The sequence below is a fragment of the Qipengyuania sp. genome (assembly GCF_043423005.1).
Classification (GTDB): Bacteria; Pseudomonadota; Alphaproteobacteria; order Sphingomonadales; family Sphingomonadaceae; genus Qipengyuania.
Genome location: NZ_JBHWMI010000040.1, coordinates 1 through 21,275, shown reverse-complemented (window position 1 = coordinate 21,275; position 21,275 = coordinate 1). Strand labels below are relative to the sequence as shown.

At 66.5% G+C, this 21,275-nt stretch carries 18 protein-coding genes; 5 read left to right on the top strand and 13 right to left on the bottom strand.

The genetic code is table 11. From position 1 onward, the window contains the following. Positions 1-221: 221 nt before the first annotated feature. From ACHFFA_RS07090 to ACHFFA_RS07050, 9 genes are all read right to left on the bottom strand, one after another. A complete protein-coding gene (locus ACHFFA_RS07090; protein WP_394270145.1) occupies positions 222-2,318 on the bottom strand; it encodes a prolyl oligopeptidase family protein in 2,097 nt (698 codons plus the stop codon). Between the two features lie 172 nt (positions 2,319-2,490). Next, a complete protein-coding gene (locus ACHFFA_RS07085; RefSeq protein WP_394270144.1) occupies positions 2,491-3,978 on the bottom strand; it encodes a hypothetical protein in 1,488 nt (495 codons plus the stop codon). A 134-nt stretch (positions 3,979-4,112) separates the two neighbouring features. After that, positions 4,113-4,370 (bottom strand): ATP synthase F1 subunit epsilon, encoded by a 258-nt coding sequence (locus tag ACHFFA_RS07080; RefSeq protein WP_394270143.1) that lies wholly within the window; start codon positions 4,368-4,370, stop codon positions 4,113-4,115. Between the two features lie 4 nt (positions 4,371-4,374). Next, on the bottom strand, positions 4,375-5,832 hold the full coding sequence (gene atpD, locus ACHFFA_RS07075) for a F0F1 ATP synthase subunit beta (protein WP_394270142.1): 1,458 nt from the start codon (positions 5,830-5,832) through the stop codon (positions 4,375-4,377). Between the two features lie 16 nt (positions 5,833-5,848). Continuing rightward, a complete protein-coding gene (locus ACHFFA_RS07070) occupies positions 5,849-6,226 on the bottom strand; it encodes a hypothetical protein (protein WP_394270141.1) in 378 nt (125 codons plus the stop codon). 17 nt (positions 6,227-6,243) lie between these two features. After that, positions 6,244-7,131 (bottom strand): F0F1 ATP synthase subunit gamma, encoded by an 888-nt coding sequence (locus ACHFFA_RS07065; protein ID WP_394270140.1) that lies wholly within the window; start codon positions 7,129-7,131, stop codon positions 6,244-6,246. 27 nt (positions 7,132-7,158) lie between these two features. Beyond that, a complete protein-coding gene (gene atpA / locus ACHFFA_RS07060; RefSeq protein WP_394270139.1) occupies positions 7,159-8,688 on the bottom strand; it encodes a F0F1 ATP synthase subunit alpha in 1,530 nt (509 codons plus the stop codon). Positions 8,689-8,716: 28 nt separating this feature from the next. Next, positions 8,717-9,271: a F0F1 ATP synthase subunit delta gene (locus tag ACHFFA_RS07055; RefSeq protein WP_394270138.1), complete on the bottom strand. Its 555-nt coding sequence runs from the start codon at positions 9,269-9,271 to the stop codon at positions 8,717-8,719. 150 nt (positions 9,272-9,421) lie between these two features. Then, complete coding sequence (locus tag ACHFFA_RS07050) at positions 9,422-11,023, bottom strand: serine protease (protein WP_394270137.1); 1,602 nt, start codon at positions 11,021-11,023, stop codon at positions 9,422-9,424. A gap of 114 nt (positions 11,024-11,137) precedes the next feature. Here ACHFFA_RS07050 and ACHFFA_RS07045 point away from each other — a divergent pair, with 114 nt between their 5' ends. Then, on the top strand, positions 11,138-12,190 hold the full coding sequence (locus ACHFFA_RS07045; protein ID WP_394270136.1) for a bifunctional transcriptional activator/DNA repair enzyme AdaA: 1,053 nt from the start codon (positions 11,138-11,140) through the stop codon (positions 12,188-12,190). A gap of 82 nt (positions 12,191-12,272) precedes the next feature. Next, a complete protein-coding gene (locus ACHFFA_RS07040; protein ID WP_394270135.1) occupies positions 12,273-12,584 on the top strand; it encodes an ArsR/SmtB family transcription factor in 312 nt (103 codons plus the stop codon). A 3-nt stretch (positions 12,585-12,587) separates the two neighbouring features. On the opposite strand, the gene ACHFFA_RS07035 is transcribed toward ACHFFA_RS07040, so the two are convergent. Together ACHFFA_RS07035 and ACHFFA_RS07030 are read right to left on the bottom strand one after the other, a co-directional pair. Further along, positions 12,588-13,115, bottom strand: a complete 528-nt coding sequence (locus tag ACHFFA_RS07035) for a SixA phosphatase family protein (protein WP_394270134.1) — start codon at positions 13,113-13,115, stop codon at positions 12,588-12,590. Next, positions 13,112-15,865 (bottom strand): ATP-dependent DNA helicase, encoded by a 2,754-nt coding sequence (locus ACHFFA_RS07030; protein WP_394270146.1) that lies wholly within the window; start codon positions 15,863-15,865, stop codon positions 13,112-13,114. The genes ACHFFA_RS07035 and ACHFFA_RS07030 overlap by 4 nt, the downstream gene beginning before the upstream one ends. A 116-nt stretch (positions 15,866-15,981) precedes the next feature. Here ACHFFA_RS07030 and ACHFFA_RS07025 point away from each other — a divergent pair, with 116 nt between their 5' ends. Next, the gene (locus ACHFFA_RS07025) at positions 15,982-17,598 is read left to right on the top strand and encodes a lysine--tRNA ligase (RefSeq protein WP_394270133.1); all 1,617 of its coding nucleotides are present in this window, start codon (positions 15,982-15,984) and stop codon (positions 17,596-17,598) included. Between the two features lie 3 nt (positions 17,599-17,601). Here the strand turns inward: ACHFFA_RS07025 and ACHFFA_RS07020 are convergent, their stop codons facing one another. Further along, complete coding sequence (locus ACHFFA_RS07020; RefSeq protein ID WP_394270132.1) at positions 17,602-18,270, bottom strand: prolyl hydroxylase family protein; 669 nt, start codon at positions 18,268-18,270, stop codon at positions 17,602-17,604. 96 nt (positions 18,271-18,366) lie between these two features. On the opposite strand from ACHFFA_RS07020, the gene ACHFFA_RS07015 reads away from it, so the two are divergent. Next, positions 18,367-18,939: a cytochrome b gene (locus ACHFFA_RS07015; RefSeq protein ID WP_394270131.1), complete on the top strand. Its 573-nt coding sequence runs from the start codon at positions 18,367-18,369 to the stop codon at positions 18,937-18,939. A gap of 63 nt (positions 18,940-19,002) precedes the next feature. Here the strand turns inward: ACHFFA_RS07015 and ACHFFA_RS07010 are convergent, their stop codons facing one another. Continuing rightward, a complete protein-coding gene (locus tag ACHFFA_RS07010) occupies positions 19,003-19,908 on the bottom strand; it encodes an RcnB family protein (RefSeq protein ID WP_394270130.1) in 906 nt (301 codons plus the stop codon). Between the two features lie 135 nt (positions 19,909-20,043). On the opposite strand from ACHFFA_RS07010, the gene ACHFFA_RS07005 reads away from it, so the two are divergent. Further along, a protein-coding gene (locus tag ACHFFA_RS07005; RefSeq protein ID WP_394270129.1) for an IS3 family transposase occupies positions 20,044-21,215 on the top strand; the annotation gives its coding sequence in 2 pieces (ribosomal slippage) (positions 20,044-20,308 and positions 20,308-21,215; 1,173 coding nt in all). Positions 21,216-21,275 lie beyond the last annotated feature (60 nt).

Genomic DNA, 21,275 nt, shown 5'->3' with positions numbered 1-21,275 from the left:
GCATCCGATCTGTCACCGCGCGATCCATGCGAACTTCACCAATGCCGAACTGGCGCGGATGGGCGAAGACCGCGAGGCTCTGCTTGCGCGCGAGCCTGTGGCGCGGTTCGTCGCCTGGGTAAGCGACAAGCCGCCGGATTTTCACGCCCCGACGCGGCGGCCGAGGTGAAACGAAAAGGGCGGCCCGTCAGAGCCGCCCTTTCCGTGCTATCGGCCGGGCATCACTTGTCCGAGTTGTCGTCCATCAGGCGTTGCATCAGATAGACCATCTGAAGCGCCTGCAACTGTGCGCGCTGCTCGTTATCGACCCCGCCGGAATGTCCGCCGGTGGTCTCCTCGTAATACCAGTAGGGCTGGCCCAGCGCCTTCAATTTCGCCGCACCCTTGCGCGCGTGCGCCGGGTGGGTGCGATCATCTGCGGTCGAGGCCCAGAGGAAGGGTTCGGGATAGTCCACCCCGCCAACCAGCTTCTGATAAGGCGAATACCCTTCGATCCAAGCGCGCTGCTCGGGGATGCGCGGGTCACCATATTCGCCGATCCATGAGGCGCCCCGCCCGATCAGGTGATAGCGCAGCATATCGAACAGCGGGATCTGCACGATCGCCGCGTCGAACAGGTCGGGTCGCTGGGTGAAGGCGGTGCCGACCAGCAGGCCGCCCTGGCTGCCGCCCTGAATGCCGAGATGATCGGGGGTGGTAAAGCCGCGCGTCACCAGATCCTCGGCCACCGCGATGAAATCATCCCAGGTGCGCTGCTTGTTCTCGCGAATTGCAGTCTGGTGCCAGCCCGGCCCGAATTCACCGCCGCCGCGCATATTGGCGAGCACGAACGCGCCGCCCCGTTCGAGCCACAGCTTCCCGGTAGTGCCGAGATAGCTCGGCAGGCGCGGAACCTGAAACCCGCCATAGCCGGTCAGCAGCGTCGCCGTGCCCTGGTTTAGCTCCATGCCCTTCGGCTTGACGATGAAATAGGGAATCTTCGTCCCGTCGGCGCTGGTCGCCTCGTATTGTTCGACCGTCATCCCCTCGCGCTCGAAGAACGCGGGCGAGGTCTTCAAGACCTCGGGCGCCTCATCGCCGTCGGCAAGATACAGCCTGTCCGGCGTAAGAAAATCGGTGACCGAGAACATGATCCGCTCGCTCTGCGGATCGCTGGCGGCGATGCCGAGAGTCGAATTGTCGGGCAGGGCGACGGGCGTGGTCTTCCACGCGCCGTTCTCGAAATCGAGCTTCACCACCCGCCCGCGAACATTGTCCAGCAACGCAATATACATCGAATTGGCGGTGAGGGCCGCGCCCTGGCGGGTCTGCCGGTCCTGCGGTGCCCAGACCAGCGTCTTGGCCGCGCCATTGGGATCGCGTTTCCAGTCCTCGAGCTTCACCGCCACAAGCGAATCTGCCGGGAAGGTCTGGCCGCCGGTCTGCCAGTCCACGTCGGTCGAGAAGAGCAGATGCCCGTCGACGATCCCGTTGAGGCTCGCCTTGGTCGGCATGTCGAGCTTGACCCACTCGCCGCCGTGCCAGACGAAATTCTCGCTTTCATGGAAGCTGACGCCGCGATTGGCGGTGCGCGCATGGACCGTGCCGGCGGCATCGCGCAGCAGGCCGGCCCCGGCCCACACGTCCTTGGGATCGCCGCGAAAGATTTCTTCCGCCTCGGCCAGCGGCGTGCCCCGCTTCCACAAGCGGGTGGTGAAGGGATATTCGCTTTCGGTCAGCGTTCCGGCGCCAAAATCGCGGTTGACCAGCAGCGTATCCTTGTCGAGCCATTCGACATCGCCCTGGCTCTTGGCATCGATCACGAAGCCGCCTTCGACGAAGCTCTTGGTGCGGGTGTCGAATTCGCGCAGGACCGTCGCATCCTCGCCCCCGTCGGACAGGGCGACCATGCACAGGTTCAGCGCCGGCGGCAGGCACGAGGTGCCTTTGTAGACCCACTCGCGCCCTTCCGCCTTGCTCAGCGCGTCGATATCGAGAACCGTCTCCCACTGCGGGGTCGCGCTGCGATAGCTGTCCAGCGTCGTCCGGCGCAGCAGGCCGCGAGGGTTCTGCTTGTCCTGCCAGAAATTGTAGAGCCCGTCTGGCCGGATCGAGACGTAGGGTATCCGGTCCTCGCTGTCGTATATCGTCAGCGCGTCGGCCTTCAACTGTGCGAAGCGCGGATCGGCCGTCATATGGGCGATAGTCCGCTGGTTCTCCTTGCCCACCCAATCAAGCGCACGCTCGCTGCGGGCTTCCTCGAGCCAGAAGAACGGAACCTCAACGGGACCGGGCACGCCGTTCTGGGCGGCGGCGGGGGTGGTTGCGGCAACACTCATGGCAGCGGCCATTGCCAGCACGGATACGAGTTTCAAGAGCGGTCTCCCAATTCACAGGCGCTCGATGCCATAACAGCGCGGCGGCGCAAGGCCCGTGACCCGTTCGACCAATGACAGACCCTGCCAGACGAGGGGTAGCCGTGCAGGATGCGCGAGGGCCCGGGCGGCCTGTTCAGGGCAGGGTGCGGCGCCAGGCGGTGGTGCGCCGGCCGAGCACCTCGCGCTCGATCAGCGGACGATACCGGCTTCTCAGCGTCGTGCGCAGCAATGCCTCAACCTCGGCATTCTGGGGTGTAACCGGATCGGCGGTGGTGACGATGATCGGCGGACGTTGCCGCAGGATCCTGGCCACTTCCGCGCCCTGGGAACTGCCCAACGCGCCGCTCTCCAAGGCATTGTTGAGATGATCGGGATAGATGAAGCGCGTCGGCAGGCAGCTGCCGCTCAGCCGGTAGAGAACGGTCGGCCCGTCATGGATCCACAGGCATCGGCTCTGCCCATCGACATGCGGGGCGATGGCAGCGGCGAGGTCGTCCATTGCAGTCTCGGCCCTGGCGGTCGTGCGCCAGCCGCTTGCCGGATCGACGATATGGACCATGCCGGCAATGAGCAGCACCGCCGGCATACATCCGGCCCGTGCTCGACGATCGATCAGCGGCACGGCCATAAGGGCCGCCGGTGCGGCCAGCGCGGCATTGTAGTAGAGATAGACGGTGGACGGCAGGAAGACGGTGGCAAGCGAGGCCAGCATCCATCCGCAAAACAGCGCATAGAGGCGCGGGTCACGGGGCGGGTTGAGGCGCATCGCGGCATAGAACCCCAGCGCCGCGAGCCCCCAGACCGGAGCGGAGCCATAGGCCAGGTGCAACCAGCGCCCCTCGCCGGTCATGCCGGACCGGGCGAAGAAGCTTTCGAAATTGGCGAACCAGAACGCCTCGAACCCGTCGTGCACGAGGTAAAAGCCTGCGACGAGCATGGTCGGGAGCAGGCCGAGGACGGCATAGGCACCCGCAAGGCCCGCCAGTGTGCCGATGCCCGCACCCCGCCGGTATGCCGAGTGCAGCGCGACCGCGCCGAGCAGCAGGCATTGCGGCAGCACGGTGTATTTGATCTGCAAGGCGGCGCCCATCACCAGCATGGCGAGCAGCGCCCGCGGAGCGGCAGCCCGGTGCCCGGGAGCGTGCAACAGCCACAAGGCCAGCAGCATCAGCGGCGTATGGAAGACCTCGCTCTGCGCCGAATAGCTGCCGTAGGCCGACAGCAGGAGGATATAGAGGGTAGCCGCCACCAGCGACGATGCCGCGTCGACCAATCGGCGTGACAGGGCATAGACCAGCAACGCGCCGGCCAGCACGAAGAGCGCGGCGATCGTCTGATAGGCGGCCGCCCCGGGGCCGAGGGCCCAGTGGCTGAAGGCGAAGATCGCGAAGAGGCCGAAAGGCTTGCGGTCCCACAGATCGATGAAGGGCAGGCGGCCGTCCAGCATCTGCGCCCCGATGAGGCTGTAGAGCTGTTCGTCATAATCGGCGACGGCGTTGCCGAACCAGGGCAAGCGCACCGCGGCGATGATGGCGACGAGGGCGACGACGACGATCGTCCGGCGATGCCAGGCAGGCGTCTGCGGGACGTCATCGCTGCGCAGGAAGAAAGTGCTCGCCAAGCGGGTCTCCGTTCGGCGGTTTTCTTGCGCGAAGGATGGTTAAGATATTGCTGCTCGCGGCTCTTGCAACGAGACAGGGCGACCCCGCGGGGCCGCCCTGCCGTTGCGCTATGCGCAGCCGGTGATCGGTGGCGCTATTCCTCGACGTGCTCGACCAGCACCGTCAGCCCGTTCTCGCCCACCTCGGCGAAGCCGCCGCGCACCTCGATCCGTTCGGGCGCGGTGCCCGCAGCGCGATAGACTTCGACCGCACCGTCGCGGATCGTCGACATGAAGGGCGCATGGCCCTCGAGCACGCCGAAATCCCCGTCGGTTCCGGGGACGACCACCATGTGCACCTCTTCGGACCGGACGAGCCGCGCCGGGGTGACGAGTTCGAAATGCAGCGGCATTCGCTCAGGCGTCCTCGGCCAGCTTCTTGGCCTTCTCGACCGCCTGTTCGATCCCGCCGACCATGTAGAAGGCGCTTTCGGGCAGGTGATCGTATTCACCGTCGACCACCGCCTTGAACGAGCGGACCGTATCCTCGAGCTGCACGAACACGCCGGGAATATTGGTGAACACTTCGGCGACGTGGAACGGCTGGCTGAGGAAGCGCTGGATCTTGCGCGCGCGGGCGACGGTCAGCTTGTCCTCTTCCGACAGCTCGTCCATCCCCAGAATGGCGATGATGTCCTGCAGGCTCTTGTACTTCTGCAGCGTCTCCTGAACGCGGCGGGCGGTCTCGTAATGCTCCTGCCCGACGATACGCGGTTCAAGGACGCGGCTGGTCGAGTCCAGCGGATCGACCGCCGGGTAGATGCCCAGCTCCGAAATCGCGCGGCTCAGCGTGGTGGTCGCGTCAAGGTGCGCGAACGAGGTCGCCGGGGCGGGGTCGGTAAGGTCGTCGGCGGGGACGTAGATCGCCTGCACCGAGGTGATCGAGCCCTTCGTGGTCGAGGTGATGCGTTCCTGCAGATTGCCCATGTCGGTCGCCAGCGTCGGCTGGTAGCCCACGGCCGAGGGAATGCGGCCGAGCAGCGCGGACACTTCCGAACCGGCCTGCGTGAAGCGGAAGATGTTGTCGACGAAGAACAGCACGTCCTGGCCTTCGACGTCGCGGAAGTACTCCGCCATCGTCAGGCCCGACAGGGCGACGCGGGCACGGGCGCCCGGGGGCTCGTTCATCTGGCCGAACACCAGCGCCACCTTGCTGCCTTCCGAGATCGCCTCGCCGGCCTCGTTCTTGGCGATGACGCCGGCGTCGAGGAATTCGTGGTAGAGGTCGTTGCCCTCGCGGGTGCGCTCGCCGACGCCGGCGAAGACGGACACGCCGCCGTGGCCCTTGGCGATGTTGTTGATCAGTTCCTGGATCAGCACGGTCTTGCCGACGCCCGCACCGCCGAACAGTCCGATCTTACCGCCCTTGGCATAGGGGGCGAGGAGGTCGATGACCTTGATGCCCGTGACGAGGATGCTGGCTTCGGTCGACTGATCGATGAACAGCGGGGCTTCGGCGTGGATCGGGGCGGTCTGTTCGGCCCCGATCGGGCCGCGCTCGTCGATCGGCTGGCCGACGACGTTCATGATCCGGCCAAGCGTCTTGGGGCCGACGGGCACGCTGATCTGCGCGCCGGTGTTGACCACTTCCTGCCCGCGGACGAGACCGTCGGTGCCATCCATCGCGATGGTGCGGACGGTATTCTCGCCCAAGTGCTGCGCGACTTCGAGGACCAGCGTGTTGTCGCCGTTGCGGGTTTCGAGCGCGGTGAAGATCGGCGGCATGTCACCTTCGAAGGCGACGTCGACGACGGCGCCGATGACCTGCGAGATGACGCCGTTGGGGCTCTGGTTCAATACGGGTGCGGTGGCCATGATAGGGTCTCCTGGCTCAGGAAGCTGTGTGGTGCGCGCCATGTTCGGCGCAGATCTTGGCGGGGTCGGCGAGAACCCATTCGGTTCCGTCCTCGCTGGCGGTGATGCCGGCCGAATGACGCAGGTAGGTGTCTTCGCCCAGGCCATAATCGCAGGTCACGACATCCGAACCCATCGCCCGCTTGCAGACCGCGGTATTCACCGGCTCGGCCCCTTCGCACGATTCGGCGAAGATACGGGTGAAGGTTTCCTGATCGGGCGCGGGGAGGCTGGGCCCGGCGGCCGGTTCGGCCGTCGCCGGGGTGGCCGGAACCGGCGTTTCCGATTCACTGCCGCAGGATGCCAGAAGGGCGGTTGCGGCGAAGAAGGGAATGACGAAGAGAGCGTTTTTCACTGAATGTCTCGTCCTGCTTACAGCGCTTCGGCGCCGGCGATGATTTCGATGAGCTCGGTGGTGATCGCGGCCTGGCGGCTGCGATTGTACTGGATCGTGAGGCGGTTGATCAGATCCCCGGCATTGCGGGTGGCGTTGTCCATCGCCGTCATCGAGGCGCCCTGTTCCGATGCCTCGCGTTCGAGGAGGGCGCCGAAGATGCGCGTCCGCACGAAGCGGGGCAGCAGATCGGCAAGGATTTCTTCCTCGCCCGGCTCGTATTCGACGACCGCGACATCGCCATCAGGTGCGCCGCCGCCGGCGGTGTCCGACGGGGGCGGGACCGGGATCAACTGCTCGACCGTGGGATCCTGCGCCAAGGCGGACTGGAACACCGGAAAGACCAGATGCGCCACGTCGAACTGGCCCTGCTCGAAGCGGGCCAGCAGATCGTCGGCAATCTCTTCCGCCTCGGCAAAGCCCGGGGTGCGGACGGCAGAGGTATCGAACCATTTCTCGATCCGCTCGGCATAGTCGCGGCGAATGGGTGCGCGCCCCTTGCGTCCGACCAGGTAGAACTGCACGTCCTTGCCTTGGGAAAGAAGGGCTTGCGCCTTCTGCTTGGCGGCCTTGACGATGTTGGAGTTGAGCCCGCCGCACAGCCCCTTGTCGGTGTTGACGACCACCAGGAGATGGCGCTGATCGGCACCCGTCCCGCGCAGCAGCAGTGGGGCCCCGTCACCGGTGACCTTGCCGGCGAGGCTGGCCATGACCCCGGCCAGCCGCGTGGCATAGGGCCGCGCCGCCTCGGCCGCGGCCTGCGCGCGGCGCAGCTTGGCCGCCGCGACCATCTGCTTGGCCTTGGTGATCTTCTGGGTCGACTTGACCGAGTTGATCCGGCCCTTGAGTTCTTTAAGCGAGGCCATGACGGCTCCCTGTTCAGCTCGTTGGGCTTACGCGAACTGCTTGGCGAAGGTTTTGAGAGCGTCGACCAGCTTGTCGCGGGTGCTGTCCTCGAACTTGCCGGTAGTGCGGATCTCTTCCAGCACGCCCGGGTGCTCGGCCCGCAGATAGCTCAGCATCTGGGCTTCGTATTCGGTGACGCGATTGACCGGCACGTCGTCGAGATAGCCGTTGGTTCCGGCATAGATCGAGACGGTCTGCTCCTCGAACGGCATGGGCGAGAACTGCGGCTGCTTGAGCAGCTCGGTCAGGCGCGCGCCGCGGTTGAGCAGCTTCTGCGTTGCGGCGTCGAGGTCCGAGCCGAACTGTGCGAAGGCCGCCATCTCGCGGTACTGCGCAAGGTCGAGCTTCATCGAGCCCGAGACCTTCTTCATCGCCTTGGTCTGCGCCGCGCCGCCGACGCGGCTGACGGAGAGGCCGACGTTGATCGCCGGGCGGATACCTTGGTAGAACAGGTCGGTCTCGAGGAAGATCTGGCCATCGGTGATCGAGATCACGTTAGTCGGGATGTAGGCCGACACGTCGCCCGCCTGCGTCTCGATGATCGGCAGCGCGGTCAGCGAACCGCCGCCATTGGCGCCGTTCATCTTGGCCGCACGCTCGAGCAGGCGGCTGTGGAGATAGAACACGTCGCCCGGATAGGCTTCGCGGCCCGGCGGGCGTCGCAGCAGCAGCGACATCTGGCGATAGGCGACGGCCTGCTTGGAAAGGTCGTCATAAACGATGACGGCGTGCATCCCGTTGTCGCGGAAGAACTCGCCCATCGCACAGCCCGTATAGGGCGCGAGATACTGGAGCGGCGCGGGTTCGGACGCGGTCGCGGCGACGACGATGGAGTATTCCATCGCGCCGTTCTCCTCGAGGCTCTTGACGATCTGCGCCACGGTCGAACGCTTCTGCCCGACGGCGACATAGATGCAGTAAAGCTTGCGGCTCTCGTCGCCCGACTGGTTGGCTTCCTTCTGGTTGATGAAGGTATCGATCGCGACGGCGCTCTTGCCGGTCTGACGGTCGCCGATGATCAGCTCGCGCTGTCCGCGGCCGACCGGGACCAGCGCGTCGATCGCCTTGAGGCCCGACTGCACCGGTTCGGAAACCGATTCGCGCGGGATGATGCCGGGCGCCTTGACCTCGACGCGGCGGCGCTCGGTCGCCTCGATCGGGCCCTTGCCGTCGATCGGGTTGCCCAGTGCATCGACCACGCGGCCAAGCAGGCCCTTGCCTACCGGCACGTCGACGATGGTGTTGGTCCGCTTGACCGTGTCGCCTTCCTTGATGTCCTGGTCGGAGCCGAAGATCACCGCGCCGACATTGTCGGCCTCGAGGTTGAGCGCCATGCCCTGCACGCCGTTGGCGAACTCGATCATCTCGCCGGCCTGCACCTTGTCGAGCCCGTGGATGCGGGCGATGCCGTCCCCCACGCTCAGCACCGAACCGACTTCGCTGACTTCGGCCTCGTTGCCGAAATTGGCGATCTGGTCCTTGATGACCTTGGAGATTTCTGCGGCGCGGATATCCATGTGCGTGTGCTTCCTTAGAGCCTTCAGGTCAGGCTTTCATGGCCTGGGCGAGGGAATTGAGACGGTTGCGGATCGAGGCGTCGATGCGCTTCGAACCGATAGTGACGACGAGGCCGCCGAGAAGGTCGGGATCGACCCGCGAGGTCAGCTTGACCGTGCGCCCTTCGCGCGCGGTGAGCCGGGCCTTGAGCTGATCAAGCTGCGTATCGCTGAGCGCGTGGGCGCTGGTGACTTCGGCGCTGACTTCGCCCCGCTGGGCAGCGGCGATGGTGCGGAACGCGCGGATCATCGCCGGCAGATGCGACAGGCGGCGGTTCTGCGCCAGCGTGCCAAGGAACTTGCCGGTCAGATCGGAGAAGCCGAGCAGGCTGCCGACCTGGGCCAGCGCCCGCTCGGCGACATTGCGCCCCACCTTGGGGCTGGACGTCAGCAGGCGCAGCTCGGCCGATTGCTGCATCCCCGCCTCAAGCCGGTCGAGATCCGATTCGACCGCGCTGACGACGCCGTTTTCGGACGCAAGATCGAACAAGGCCGAGGCATAGCGCCCTGCCAGGCTAGCCTGAATACCGGCGGAAATATCCACGCGTCTCTCGTCCTCTCGGGTCCGGAAAAGGAGTTGTCGAAGCCCTGCCGAATCCGGGCATGCGCAAGGCGGCCCCGGCAAAGCTGGCGCGCGCCTAGCAAAGGGGCCGCGGCAAGGCAAGCGGGCTCGCCCCGGGCCGGATGGGGTGGGCTAGCCGGCGGCCTCGCAGGTATAGACCAAACGCTCGTTGGGCTGGGCGGGAAGGAGGGCCAGGACTTCCGCCTGTCGTTCGCCAAGCACGCCTGCCGCCCCGTCCGCACCGCAAGCTGGTGCGCTGTACCGACGGCGAGCCGCGCGGGCCGCGTCCATGTCGGCTTGCGAGAGCAGATAGCGTTCGACCCGGTAGAGGCGCGCATCGGGATCGAACCGGTTGACCGAGACCGCCTCTTCCCCGTTGGGCACGAACACCCGCGACCAGTCGCCGGAGGCGAGCCCGTATTGCGTGCGATCGTTCACGCAGCCATCGGCAGTCCACGCGAATTCGACCCGTTCTGCAGGAGCGCCGGTGATCCGGCTTCGCTGTGGCTCGAGGGAGCAGACCAGACGCTGCGTTCCGGCAGCCGCCGCGTTCGGGACGGTCCGCGCGTCGTCCGTTCCGCCGACGCGCATGGCGGCCGACGTCCGCCGTTCAATCTCGTCGAGGCCGGGACGCGTCACGTAGGCGATCACCGCAACCACGGCGAGGAAAGCGGCGCTGGCAAGCACCATATGCGACTTGCGCAAGGGGTGAGGGGGGCGCCCGTCAGGATCGGTGCTCTCGGCGGCATTCTGGTCCTCGTCCGTTGCGCGCCGACGCAGCGCGATCCCGTAAAGCGCCGCGGCGAATGCGCCCAGCAGCAGCAGCATCGCCAGCGCCAGCCGGTCCTCGCGCTCGCCCAAGACGGCCATCTGGGCCTCGAGCTGGGCGCGCTCGCGCTGGCCGCGGGTTTCCGCCGTGCGGGCGGCAAGGCGGGCCTGCGCATCGGCCTGCTCGCGCTCCAGCCGGCGGCGCTCTTCGGCATCGAGCTCCGCCAGCGACCGGCAGGGTGCGGTCGCCACCTGCGGGGTCACGCCATTGGCGCGCAGGAAGGGAACCAGTTCGCTGTTGGAAACCGCGAAGAAGAACTCCGCATCGCCGCCCTCGTTGTCGGCGCCGAAGCTGTTGACCCCCAGCACTCGGCCACAGGGATCGAGCAGCGGCCCGCCGGAATTGCCGCGCGCGATCGGGGCGGTGTGGAGGATAGTGTCGAACTGACGGCTCGGCCGCTGTCCCGAGACATAGCCGCGGCTCTGCACCGGCGGCTGGCTCGAGAAGATGTCGGCGATGTCGAGGCCCTGCGCCCGGTCGACATTCATGGGGTAGCCCACGCTGACCACTTCGCCGCTGGCCGCAGTGCCGCCCCCGCCGGCCAGCGCCAGGGGCGGCAACCGCAGGTCGCCGGTAAGGCGAATGAGGGCAAGGTCGTTCTGCGGACTGATCGCGACGATGCGGCCATAAACCGCAGTCCCGCCGCCTGAAGGGACGATCCCGATATCCAACCCCTCGTTGCCGAGCGCCTCGCGCACCACATGGGCGTTGGTGGCGATGGTCACCGGATCGACGGCGAACCCCGTCCCGTGGCTGACCGGGTAGATTTCATCGCCGTCGTTGCCGATGATCACCACCCGCACCACGCCCCTCGCGGCGGCATCGATGTCGCCGGGATCGGCAGCAAGCCGGCCCGGCGCGGCGAGGGCGAGCAGCAGGAACAGGAGCGAGCGCAGGAGGTACATCGCCGCGTCCTATTGCGCGCCGCGGCATTGACCGCAAGCTTCGGGAGGCGAAGGCTGACCATGCCTGCTAGATGAAGGCTCGCACGCCGCCCCTCGCCATGACAGGATCGACCCATGACCACCCGCTCCCTTTCCGACGAGGAACGCTGGCACATCGTGCAGGACAAGGATCGCCGGTTCGACGGACATTTCATCACCGGTGTCCATTCGACCGGCATCTATTGCCGCCCGTCATGCCCCGCGCGCTTGCCGAAACGGGAGAACGTGCGATTTTACGCGTGTGCGGCGGATGCCGAAGCGGCGGGCCTTCGCCCGTGCAAGCGGTGCGCCCCCGATCGCCAGTCAAACGAGGAGGCGGCAGTGCTTGCCATTATCGACGAGGTTCGCCGGGCGGGCGAAACTATACCAACGCTTGACGACCTGTCGCGCATCACGGGCTATTCGCCCCAGCACCTGCAGCGGTTGTTCAAGCGCGCGACCGGACTGTCTCCGGCAGCCTATGCAAGGGCCCTGCGTCATGATCGTGCACAAGCGGCGCTATCTGCCAACGAAAGCGTGACCGAGGCCATTTATGCAGCCGGCTATGGCGCGCCCTCGCGGTTCTACGATGACCAGAAGGGACGGACGGGCATGACGCCGAGCGCGTGGGTGAAGGGCGGCGAAGGCGTGGTCATTCACTGGGCTGTAGTGGCAACAAGCCTCGGCGACATGCTTGTCGCTGCGACCGATAAGGGGGTCTGCCGGCTGTCTTTCGCCGAAGGGCCGGAAGCCTTGCAGCGCCGCTTCCCCAAGGCCGAACTCAACGAAGGAGGTGCGGCGTTCGCCGGTCTGCTGGCCGAAGTGGTGGCGACGGTCGAGGACCCGACGCGCGGCCACGATCACATCCCTCTCGATGTGAAGGGCACCGCCTTTCAGGAGGCGTGCTGGCGGGTGCTGCGAGCCATCCCGGCGGGCGAGACCCGCACCTATGCCGAGATCGCCGCGGCCGCCGGCAACCCCCGGGCGGTGCGCGCGGCGGGCAGCGCCAATGCGCGCAACAATGTCGCGGTGCTGATACCCTGCCACCGGGTCGTGCGGACGGGCGGCGATCCTGGCGGGTATGCCTATGGCAGTGCGATCAAGGCCGAGCTGCTCCGCCGTGAGGGGGGCGGCGACAAGGGCGAGTAGCGGATTGCGGCGGTGGAAAAGTCCGCGCTGGGCACCCGCCTTCACTTGAGCGCTGGCGGCCGGCGGCGGTAATCAAGGTGTCATGACGGACACGTTCTCCGCCTTATCCGACCCGACCCGCCGCCACATCCTCGACCGGCTGAGCGAGACTGGCGGGCTGACGCTGACAGAGATCGGCGCCGATCTGCCGATGACCCGCCAGGCGGTGGCCAAGCATCTCGCGGTGCTGGAGGCGGCCGAACTGGTCGCTTCGCAGCGCGACGGGCGGTGCAAGCGGCATTACCTCAACCCCATGCCGCTCGCCAAGATCGCGCGGCGCTGGCTCGGGCGCTTCGAGGAAGTGCCGCTCGGCGCGATGGCGGGGTACGGCGCCGGCTTCGGTGCAAGCCGCTAGGGTCTAGTCCTCCGGCCCCAGATCCTCATCGAGATCGCGCGGGCGGGTGAAGTGGACGAGCGTGCCGCAGCCATCGGTGAGATCCTCCCACCGGTCAATCGCGAGCTCGAATACCGCGAAGCTGGCGGTCGGAAACTTGGCTTTCGCTTTGTCGAACAGGGCATTCTCGTTCGATGGGGCGACCAGCGCAAAGAGCATATCGCCCAGCCCGGGATTGTGCCCCGCGAGCAGCAGGGCCCCGGCATCGCCGCCGCGTTCGCGGACCACGTCGATGATCGTTTCGGCCGACGCGAGGTAGAGCCGTTCGTCGAAGGTCGGCGTCAGTTCGGGCAGGGCGGCGGCGAGCGTCTGGCGGACCCGCTGCGCCGGGCTGGCAACGAGCCGGTCCCAGCGGGTGCCGTGGGCACGAATATGCTCGCCCATCAACTCTGCACCCTTGGTGCCGCGTTCGTTGAGGCCGCGGTCGAAATCGCGCTTGTCGCTGTGTCCCCAATCGGACTTGGCGTGGCGCAGCAGGCCGAGGGTCTTCACGTCTGCTGGCTCTCCGCTATCGAATCCGTATTGTCGCGATGGGCCGCTCCAACACCCTTGGCGACACGCTGTAAAGCCTCGTCGAGCGTGACGCGCAAGATTGGCGTGCCTTCGGGAAAGGCCGAGCGCAGGCGGGTGGGAAAGGCGGGGGAGAGGAGGACGAAATGCCCGCTGTCCTCGCGCGTGCGGATCAGGCGCCCGAACGCCTGTGCGAGCCGCGCGCGGATGATGCGGTCGTCATGCCGCTGCGCTCCGCCGTCGAGCGCGGCGGCGGCTGCAGCGCGGCGGGCGCGGTGGAGAATCGTCGGGCGCGGCCAGGGCACGCTTTCCATAACGACGCAGCGCAGCGATCGGCCCGGCACGTCGACCCCGTCACGCAGGGCATCGGTGCCGAGCAGGCTGGCACGTGGATCGTCGCGGAAGATGTCGGTGAGGGTGCCGGTGTCGATCGGATCGACGTGCTGTGCGTAAAGCGGCAGCCCGCCCCGCGCGAGGCGATCGGCAATCCGGCCATGCACCGCGCGCATCCGCCGGATCGCGGTGAACAGGCCGAGGACGCCGCCGTCGGACGCCTCGATCAGCCGGGCATAGGCGCCGGCGAGGGCGGGGAGATCGCCGCGTCCGATATCGGTAACGATCAGAACCTCGGCCCGCGCGGCATAATCGAACGGGCTCGCCGCTTCTAATTGCCCCGGAACGAGATCGAGATGCGCCGCGCCGCTCCGCGCGATGGCATGGGCCCAGTCCGGCCCCTCTTCGCCGCGGTCGGTCAGCGTGGCGCTGGTCAGCATGATGCCGTGCGCGGGTTCCAGCACCACTTTGGCGAAGGGTTGCATAGGGTCGAGCCAGTGGCGGTGGATGCCGACATCGAATTCGCGGGCATCGTTGCGATCGACCGCCAGCCAGTCGACGAAATTTGGGTCCGCCGGCCCGCCCAGCCGGCCGAGCAGCGCCTCCCATGCCGCCAGCAGGTCGATTCGCCAGCCGAGCGAATGGCGCGCGCCTTCGATCCGCGCCCTGCCGGCGGCATCGAGCCAGTCGGGCCCGGCCTCGATCACCGCCTCGAGCCGCCCGCCAAGCTTCATCAAGGGCTGGCGGATCGCGGCGAGCGCTTGCGCGGCAATCAGCGCCGCCTCGACCAGCTCGCCGGGAAGCTGGGCGGTCTCGGTCTCGATGCCGTAGCCTGCTTCCTGCCCGCTTTCGTCGCGAGCGTAAGTGACGGCACGGACCTGCGCCAACAGCGACTCGACCGGGCCGAGCGGGGCACCTTCGGCGAGCCGGCCGAGCCAGCCGTCGGACGGAAGATCCTGCGCGGCGCGCACTGCCGCTTCGATCGCCAGTCCGCCGGCATCGTCATAGCTGGCGATGTCGGCCAGTCGCGCCGCCAGCCCGCGCCGCCGCCCGCGGGCACCGCGCTCGGGACCGACGATCCAGCGCCTGAGCTCGATTGCCTCCTGCCCGGTGAGAGCGGCCGAGAAGGTCGAGTCCGCCGCATCGAAGACATGGTGTCCCTCGTCGAACACGATGCGCGTGGGCCTTCCGCCCTGATCGCGGCCCCGCGCCGCGTTGACCATCACCAGAGCGTGGTTGGCGATGACGAGATCGGCCTGCGCTGCGGCACGCGCGCTGCGTTCGATGAAGCATTTGCGGTAATGCGGGCAGCCGGCATAGACGCATTCGCCGCGCTGATCGGTCAGCGCCGCAATCCCGCGCTTGCGGAAAAGCGTGCCGAGCCAGCCCGGCAAATCGCCGCCGATCATGTCGCCGTCTTGCGAATAGGCGGCCCAGCGGGCGACGAGATGGGCCAGGATCGCCGGGCGTCCGGCGAACCCGCCCTGCAAGGCATCCTCCAGATTGAGGAGGCACAGGTAATTCTCCCGCCCCTTGCGCACCACGACGGGAGGCGATCCATCGTCACGCAGGGACGGCCAGGCCCGCCCGCTTTCGCGCCGCAGCTGACGCTGGAGGTTCTTGGTATAGGTACTCACCCACACCGTGCCGCCGGCCTTCGCTGCCCATAGCGAGGCAGGCGCCAGGTATCCCAGCGTCTTGCCGATGCCGGTGCCGGCCTGCGCCAGCAGCACATGCGGACGGCGCCGCGCATCGCGGGGCGCGAAGACGCCGCCGGCTCCTGCCGCGAAATGGCGCTGGCCCTCGCGCCGTTCGGCGCCCTCGCCGGTCAGCCGCTCGAGGTGCGCCTTGATCTCGGGCTCTTCGATCAGGACCTGTGCGGGCTGGGGGCGGTCGGGCGTCTCCTCCCATTCGGGCAGGCGGGTGAACAACCAGCGCTCGGCCCGCTCGGGCTTGCGGATATGGGGGGCGAGCACCTGCGCCCACGGCCAACGCAGACGCGCCAGCGATTGCAGCGCCGACCATGCGCCTTCACGCTCTCGCCACTCGGCACGCTCGCACGCGGCGACGAGCGCGCCGGCGGCGGCCTGAAGGAGGGCGGGGACCGCGGCATCGTTCTGCGGCTCCTGCAGATCAAGGGCATGAGCGAGCCCGCGCGGGGTCGGCACGCAGAACTTGGCGGGATGAACGAAAGCGAAAAGTTCGAGCACGTCGAGACCCGAAAGGTCGGGATACCCCAGCCGGCTCGCCACCAACGGCGCGTTCATCAGCAGCAGCGGCGTATCCGCCGCCGCCATCACGGCCTCGCCCTTGGAGCATTCGCGCGTCTCGCCATTTGCTTCGCGCAGCCACGTCCCCGCATGGCTTGCGTGAAGGGCGGGAAGGGGGAGAGGCTGGATCACTCCCGCCGCGATAGAACAGGAATGGAACACGGGGCAAGCGCCGTGCGTGCTGGCGGCGGCGGCGGGGCATTTCGCACTTGCGAACGTCGCGCACCCGGGCGAATGGCGCGGGGATGAGCATGACCGAACTGATGGCCGCCGCCCGCACGTCCAAAGCCTGGCCGTTCCAGGAGGCGCAGAAGCTGCTCAAGCGCTATCCCGACGGCGTCAAGCCCGATGGCGCTCCGGTGCTGTTCGAGACCGGCTATGGCCCGTCCGGCCTGCCACATATCGGCACGTTTCAGGAAGTCTTGCGCACCACGCTCGTCCGCCGGGCGTTCGAGACGCTGATCGGGGCGAAGCCGGAGGATGGGAAGACCCGTCTCGTCGCCTTTTCCGACGATATGGACGGGCTGCGCAAGGTGCCGGACAACGTGCCGCAGCAGGCGATGCTTGCCGGCCACCTGCACCTGCCGCTCACCCGGGTGCCCAATCCGTTCGGCACCGACCATGAAAGTTTCGCTGCGCATAACAACGCCATGTTGCGGCGGTTTCTCGACCGGTTCGGCTTCGACTACGAATTCGTCAGCGCCGCCGACCGCTATACCTCGGGGGCGTTCGACGCAGCGTTGCAACAGGTGCTGCGGCGCAACGACGCGATTCTCGACATCATGCTGCCGACCTTGCGCGAGGAACGCCGCATGACCTATTCGCCGATCCTGCCCATTTCGCCTGTCAGCGGGCGGGTTCTGCAGGTGCCGGTCGAGGTGGTCGATGCCGAGGCGGGCACGGTGCGATTTATCGACGAGGACGGCAGCCAAGTTGAGCAAAGCGCGCTCGGCGGGCAGGCCAAGCTGCAATGGAAGGTCGACTGGGCGATGCGCTGGTACGCCCTCGGCGTCGATTACGAGATGTACGGCAAGGACCTGACCGACAGCGGCGTGCAGTCGGGCAAGATCGTCCAGGTGCTCGGCGGGCGCAAGCCCGAGGGGCTGATCTACGAGCTGTTCCTCGACGAGAAGGGCGAAAAGATCTCGAAGTCCAAGGGCAACGGCCTGACGATCGAGCAATGGCTCGAATATGGCAGCGAGGAGAGCCTCGGCTTTTACATCTTCCCCAATCCTAAGAGTGCGAAGAGCCTGCATCCCGGTGTGATCCCGCGCGCGGTCGACGATTACTGGCAGCACCGCGCGGCGCTGGCCGAACAACCGCTCGACAAGCAGCTCGGCAACCCGGTGTGGCATCTGCTGCGGGCGACGGGAACGGGCGAGGGGCAGGGGGAGCGCCTGCCAGTGACCTTCGGCCTCCTGCTGAACCTTGCAGGCGTGCTGGGAGCGGAAGCGACGGCCGCAAACGTCACCGAATACGTCCGCAGCTACCTTGGCGAGCCGGTCGATCATCCGGCCTTGCAGGATCTGATCGAGCGCGCGGTGGCTTACACGCGCGATTTCGTTGCCCCGACGCTGGCGAAGCGTCCGCCGCTACCCAATGAAGCGGACGCCTTGCGCGAACTCGACACGCAATTGAATGGCCTGCCCGAGCATGTCGGCGCCGACGAACTCCAGACCATCGTTTACGAAATCGGCAAGCGTCCGGAATACGGCTTCGAGACCCTGCGCGACTGGTTCAGGGCGCTTTACGAGATCCTTCTCGGCAGCGAGCAGGGGCCGCGGATGGGCAGCTTCATCGCATTGTACGGGGTCGCCAATACCCGTCGGCTGATTACGCAGGCGCTCGACCGAACGGGCTGAAAATCATGAGTGTTTGCGGGTGCGATACCATTTGGTGAGCACGTATTTGACGCCCTTGATCACGGGGGTACCGGCATGACGGGTGCCCTCGTTGGGGGCGCCGTCGGGCGTGGCGTTGTTCCAGACCAGCAGGACGCCCGGCTTGGGTTCGATCGAGGCGCCGACCTCGGTGAAATGGGTGTGGCCCCCTTCTTCGACTGTGTTGAGGAAGGCCATCGCGGTCCAGCAGCGCTGTCCGCCGCGCCCACGTTCCTGTAGCCAATACTCCTGATCGGTATAGAACCAGTCGTTATGCGGCTTGAACTCCTGGCCCGGGAGATAGCGCTGGCCCTGGATGTTCTCGCCGCAAATGGGATTCATGCCCAGGCAGTCGTCGATCCGGCGCGAGATCGCTTTGACGAAAGGATCGTGCGGATCGAAATTGCCCGAATAGGAAGTCCGGAACTTCTCGATATAGGCCGTTTCGTGCAGTTCGCTCGGCCGGGCGACGGCATCGATCATCGTGATGAAGCGGCGACATTCCTCCGCACTGAGGAAATTCGGCACGGCGAAGATCTCGGCCTTGTCGGTCGGCACCTGATAAATTTCGGGATCGCCCTGCAACCGCTGGCGAACCTTGGCGCCCACGCGGCGCAAGGCATCCTGATCGGGGATCGTGACACGCGTACTCATGCGGATCGCATTATCATCGCCGCGGCACCCGACAAGGGTTTGGCTTGCCCCGGGGCCGCGAGGCGCTAGGTTCGTGCGCTCTGCGGGAGACGGACAATGGGCATCGGCAATATTGGACAGGCGCGTTATTCTGCCGTTTCGATGATCTTTCACTGGGTCATCGCGGTGATGGTCATCTGGAACTGGCGGCTGGCCGAAAATGCCGAACATGCCACCCGCGAACAGGCGATGGCGATCTTTGCCGATCACAAGGCGCTGGGGATCGCGATCCTCGCCCTGTCACTTGCCCGGCTCTTGTGGCGCCTGACGCATAAGGTGCCGCCGCTCCCGGCGAATTACGCGACGTGGGAGCGGGTGCTGGCCCGCACGACCCATGTGCTGTTCTACGTCCTGCTGATCGGCCTCCCGGTGGGGGGCTGGCTGGCCAATTCCCTGGCCGGACGCGAGATTGACATGTTCGGCCTGTTCACGATCCCGCCGCTGCCGGTCGGCCGCAACGGCGAACTGGGTAGCCGCATCTTCGACCTTCACGCTGCCGGGGGGACGATCATGGTCTATCTCATCGGCCTGCATATCCTCGGCGCGCTGAAGCATACGTTCTTCGACCGGGATGGCGGCATCTTCCGGATGTTGCCGTTCGGCCGGGTGAGCCGCGAGGTACGGCGCTGACACCGATACGCGAAAGCCCCGCCGGTTTCCCGGCGGGGTTCGCGTATTGGGCTGTAGAACTGATTACCAGAAGAAGTTGTGAACCACGTCCACGACTTCGCCGCTGTAAATATCGATCAACAGCACGTCGTCGTAATATCGCACCCAGCGATACGGTCCGTACACCTCGGGCAGGCGATAGCGCCAGGGATCGTTGATCCAGTACCGGCTCTGATAGAACGGACTGCCGATCCGGAAGCCGATGTTGATGCGGTTGTAGCGGTAACTGCGATGGGGCGAATAATAGCGACCGGGCCGGTAGATGCTGCGGTTCGCCTGGCGATAGCCCTGCCAGTTATAGCGGTTGTTGTCGCGCCAGCGGCGGGTGTCCCAGCGGTTGTAGTTGTGCCACTGGCGCCCGTCGTAATAGCGCGCCTGCCGGGCCCGCGTGTCCCGCGCACCGGCACGATAGGCGTCGCGCCGGATCTCGCGATCCTCGCGCGCATCCCGTCGCCGTTCGTCACGTCGTCCGTCGCGATAGGCGTCGCGGCGGATTTCGCGATCCTCGCGAGCATCCCGCCGCCGTTCGTCCAGCCGGCCCTCGCGATAGGTGCGCTGATTGGCGAGGCGGCGCTGCTCGATCCGCTGGCGTTCGATCCGCTCGCGGGCGGCTTGCTGGGCGGCGGCGCGTTGCTGGACACTGGGTGCGCGCCGGTCGGCACGCCGCTCCTGCACGACTTCGCGGCGTTGCTGCACTTGGCCGCGGCGGTCCTGACGAACCTCGCGGCGGTCTTCGCGTCGATCCTGACGGACTTCGCGGCGATCTTCGCGGCGTTCCTGTCGCACTTCCCGGCGATCGTCACGGCGGTCCTGCCGCGCCTCGCGGCGCTGCTGAGCCTGCTGGCGATTGCCGCGGTCCTGCCGTTCGCTGCGAGCCTGGGCACGCTCGCTGGCGGTCGCCGCGGCGGCGGGAAGTGCGGTCAGCGTCATGGCCGCCGCGAGGGCGGAGAAGGCGGTGCCTTTCAAAAACCTGTTCAAAGTCATCTCTTCGGTCCTTCCACTGAGGTGGTCCCGGAAATTTGGACAGGGTGCTAAGCTAATCCCGACCTGAGGAATGGACGGGAAATGAAGAAGACGAGGAAGCGCTACAGCGCGGAGTTCAAGGCAAAGGTGGCGCTGGAAGCGATCCGGGGTGACCTGACGCTGGCGGAGCTGGCAGCGAAGCATGGCATCCACCATACGATGATCGCGGCGTGGAAGCGGCAGGCGGTCGAAGGGATGGCAGGCACGTTCTCGGGGGCAAGTGATGCGGCCCGGGCGGCCAGCGAGGCCGAAGTCGAGAAGCTTCACGCGAAGATCGGTCAGTTGGTCGTGGAGCGCGATTTTTTAGCCAGAGCCTCCGGTCGATGAGCGTGGCACGGAGGCGTTCGATGATCGAACCTGCTCACCAACGCCTGTCTATCGCGGCGCAATGCCGGCTGCTCTCGATCAGCCGGTCGTCCTACTACTATGCACCGGTGCCGGAGAGTGAGGAGACGCTGGCGCTGATGCGGGTGATCGACGCGGCGTTCCTCGACATGCCGTGGTATGGCAGCCGGCAGATGGTCCGGCACCTGCGCCGAGGCGGCTATGATGTTGGCCGACGACGTGTGCGGCGGCTGATGGGCAAGATGGGCCTGTCGCCGATCTACCAGCGACCGCGCACGAGTGATCCGCATCCGCAGCATCGGATTTATCCGTATCTGCTGCGCAAGCTGGAGATAGTGCGGCCGAACCATGTGTGGTGTGCGGATGTGACCTACATCCCGATGCGCCGAGGGTTCCTGTACCTGGTCGCGGTGATGGACTGGGCGACCCGCAAGGTCTTGGCTTGGCGCCTGTCGAACACGATGGATGCGGGCTTCTGCGTGGCGGCTTTGGAGGAAGCGCTGGCGCGCTTCGGTCGTCCCGAGATCTTCAATACGGATCAGGGTAGTCAGTTCACTTCGCTAGCCTTCACCAGCGTGCTGCGGGATGCCGAGGTGCGGATCAGCATGGACGGCCGAGGCCGCTGGATGGACAACGTGTTCATCGAGCGGCTGTGGCGATCTCTCAAATATGAATGCGTTTATCTCCACGCCTTCGAGACCGGTTCGGAGCTGCGCACTGGCCTCCGGCGATGGATCACCTATTACAACACGCAGCGACCGCACTCCGGTCTCGCCGGGCGGACCCCGGCAGAGGCCTACGGGCGGATCAGCGAACCAGATCATGGGGGGCATGCCCCCCACGATCTGATGACCAAAATGGCGGCATAATCACATCCGGGATTAGCTTAACTTCGCCGCCAACCTGTCCAACAAGGCGGGACCACCTCA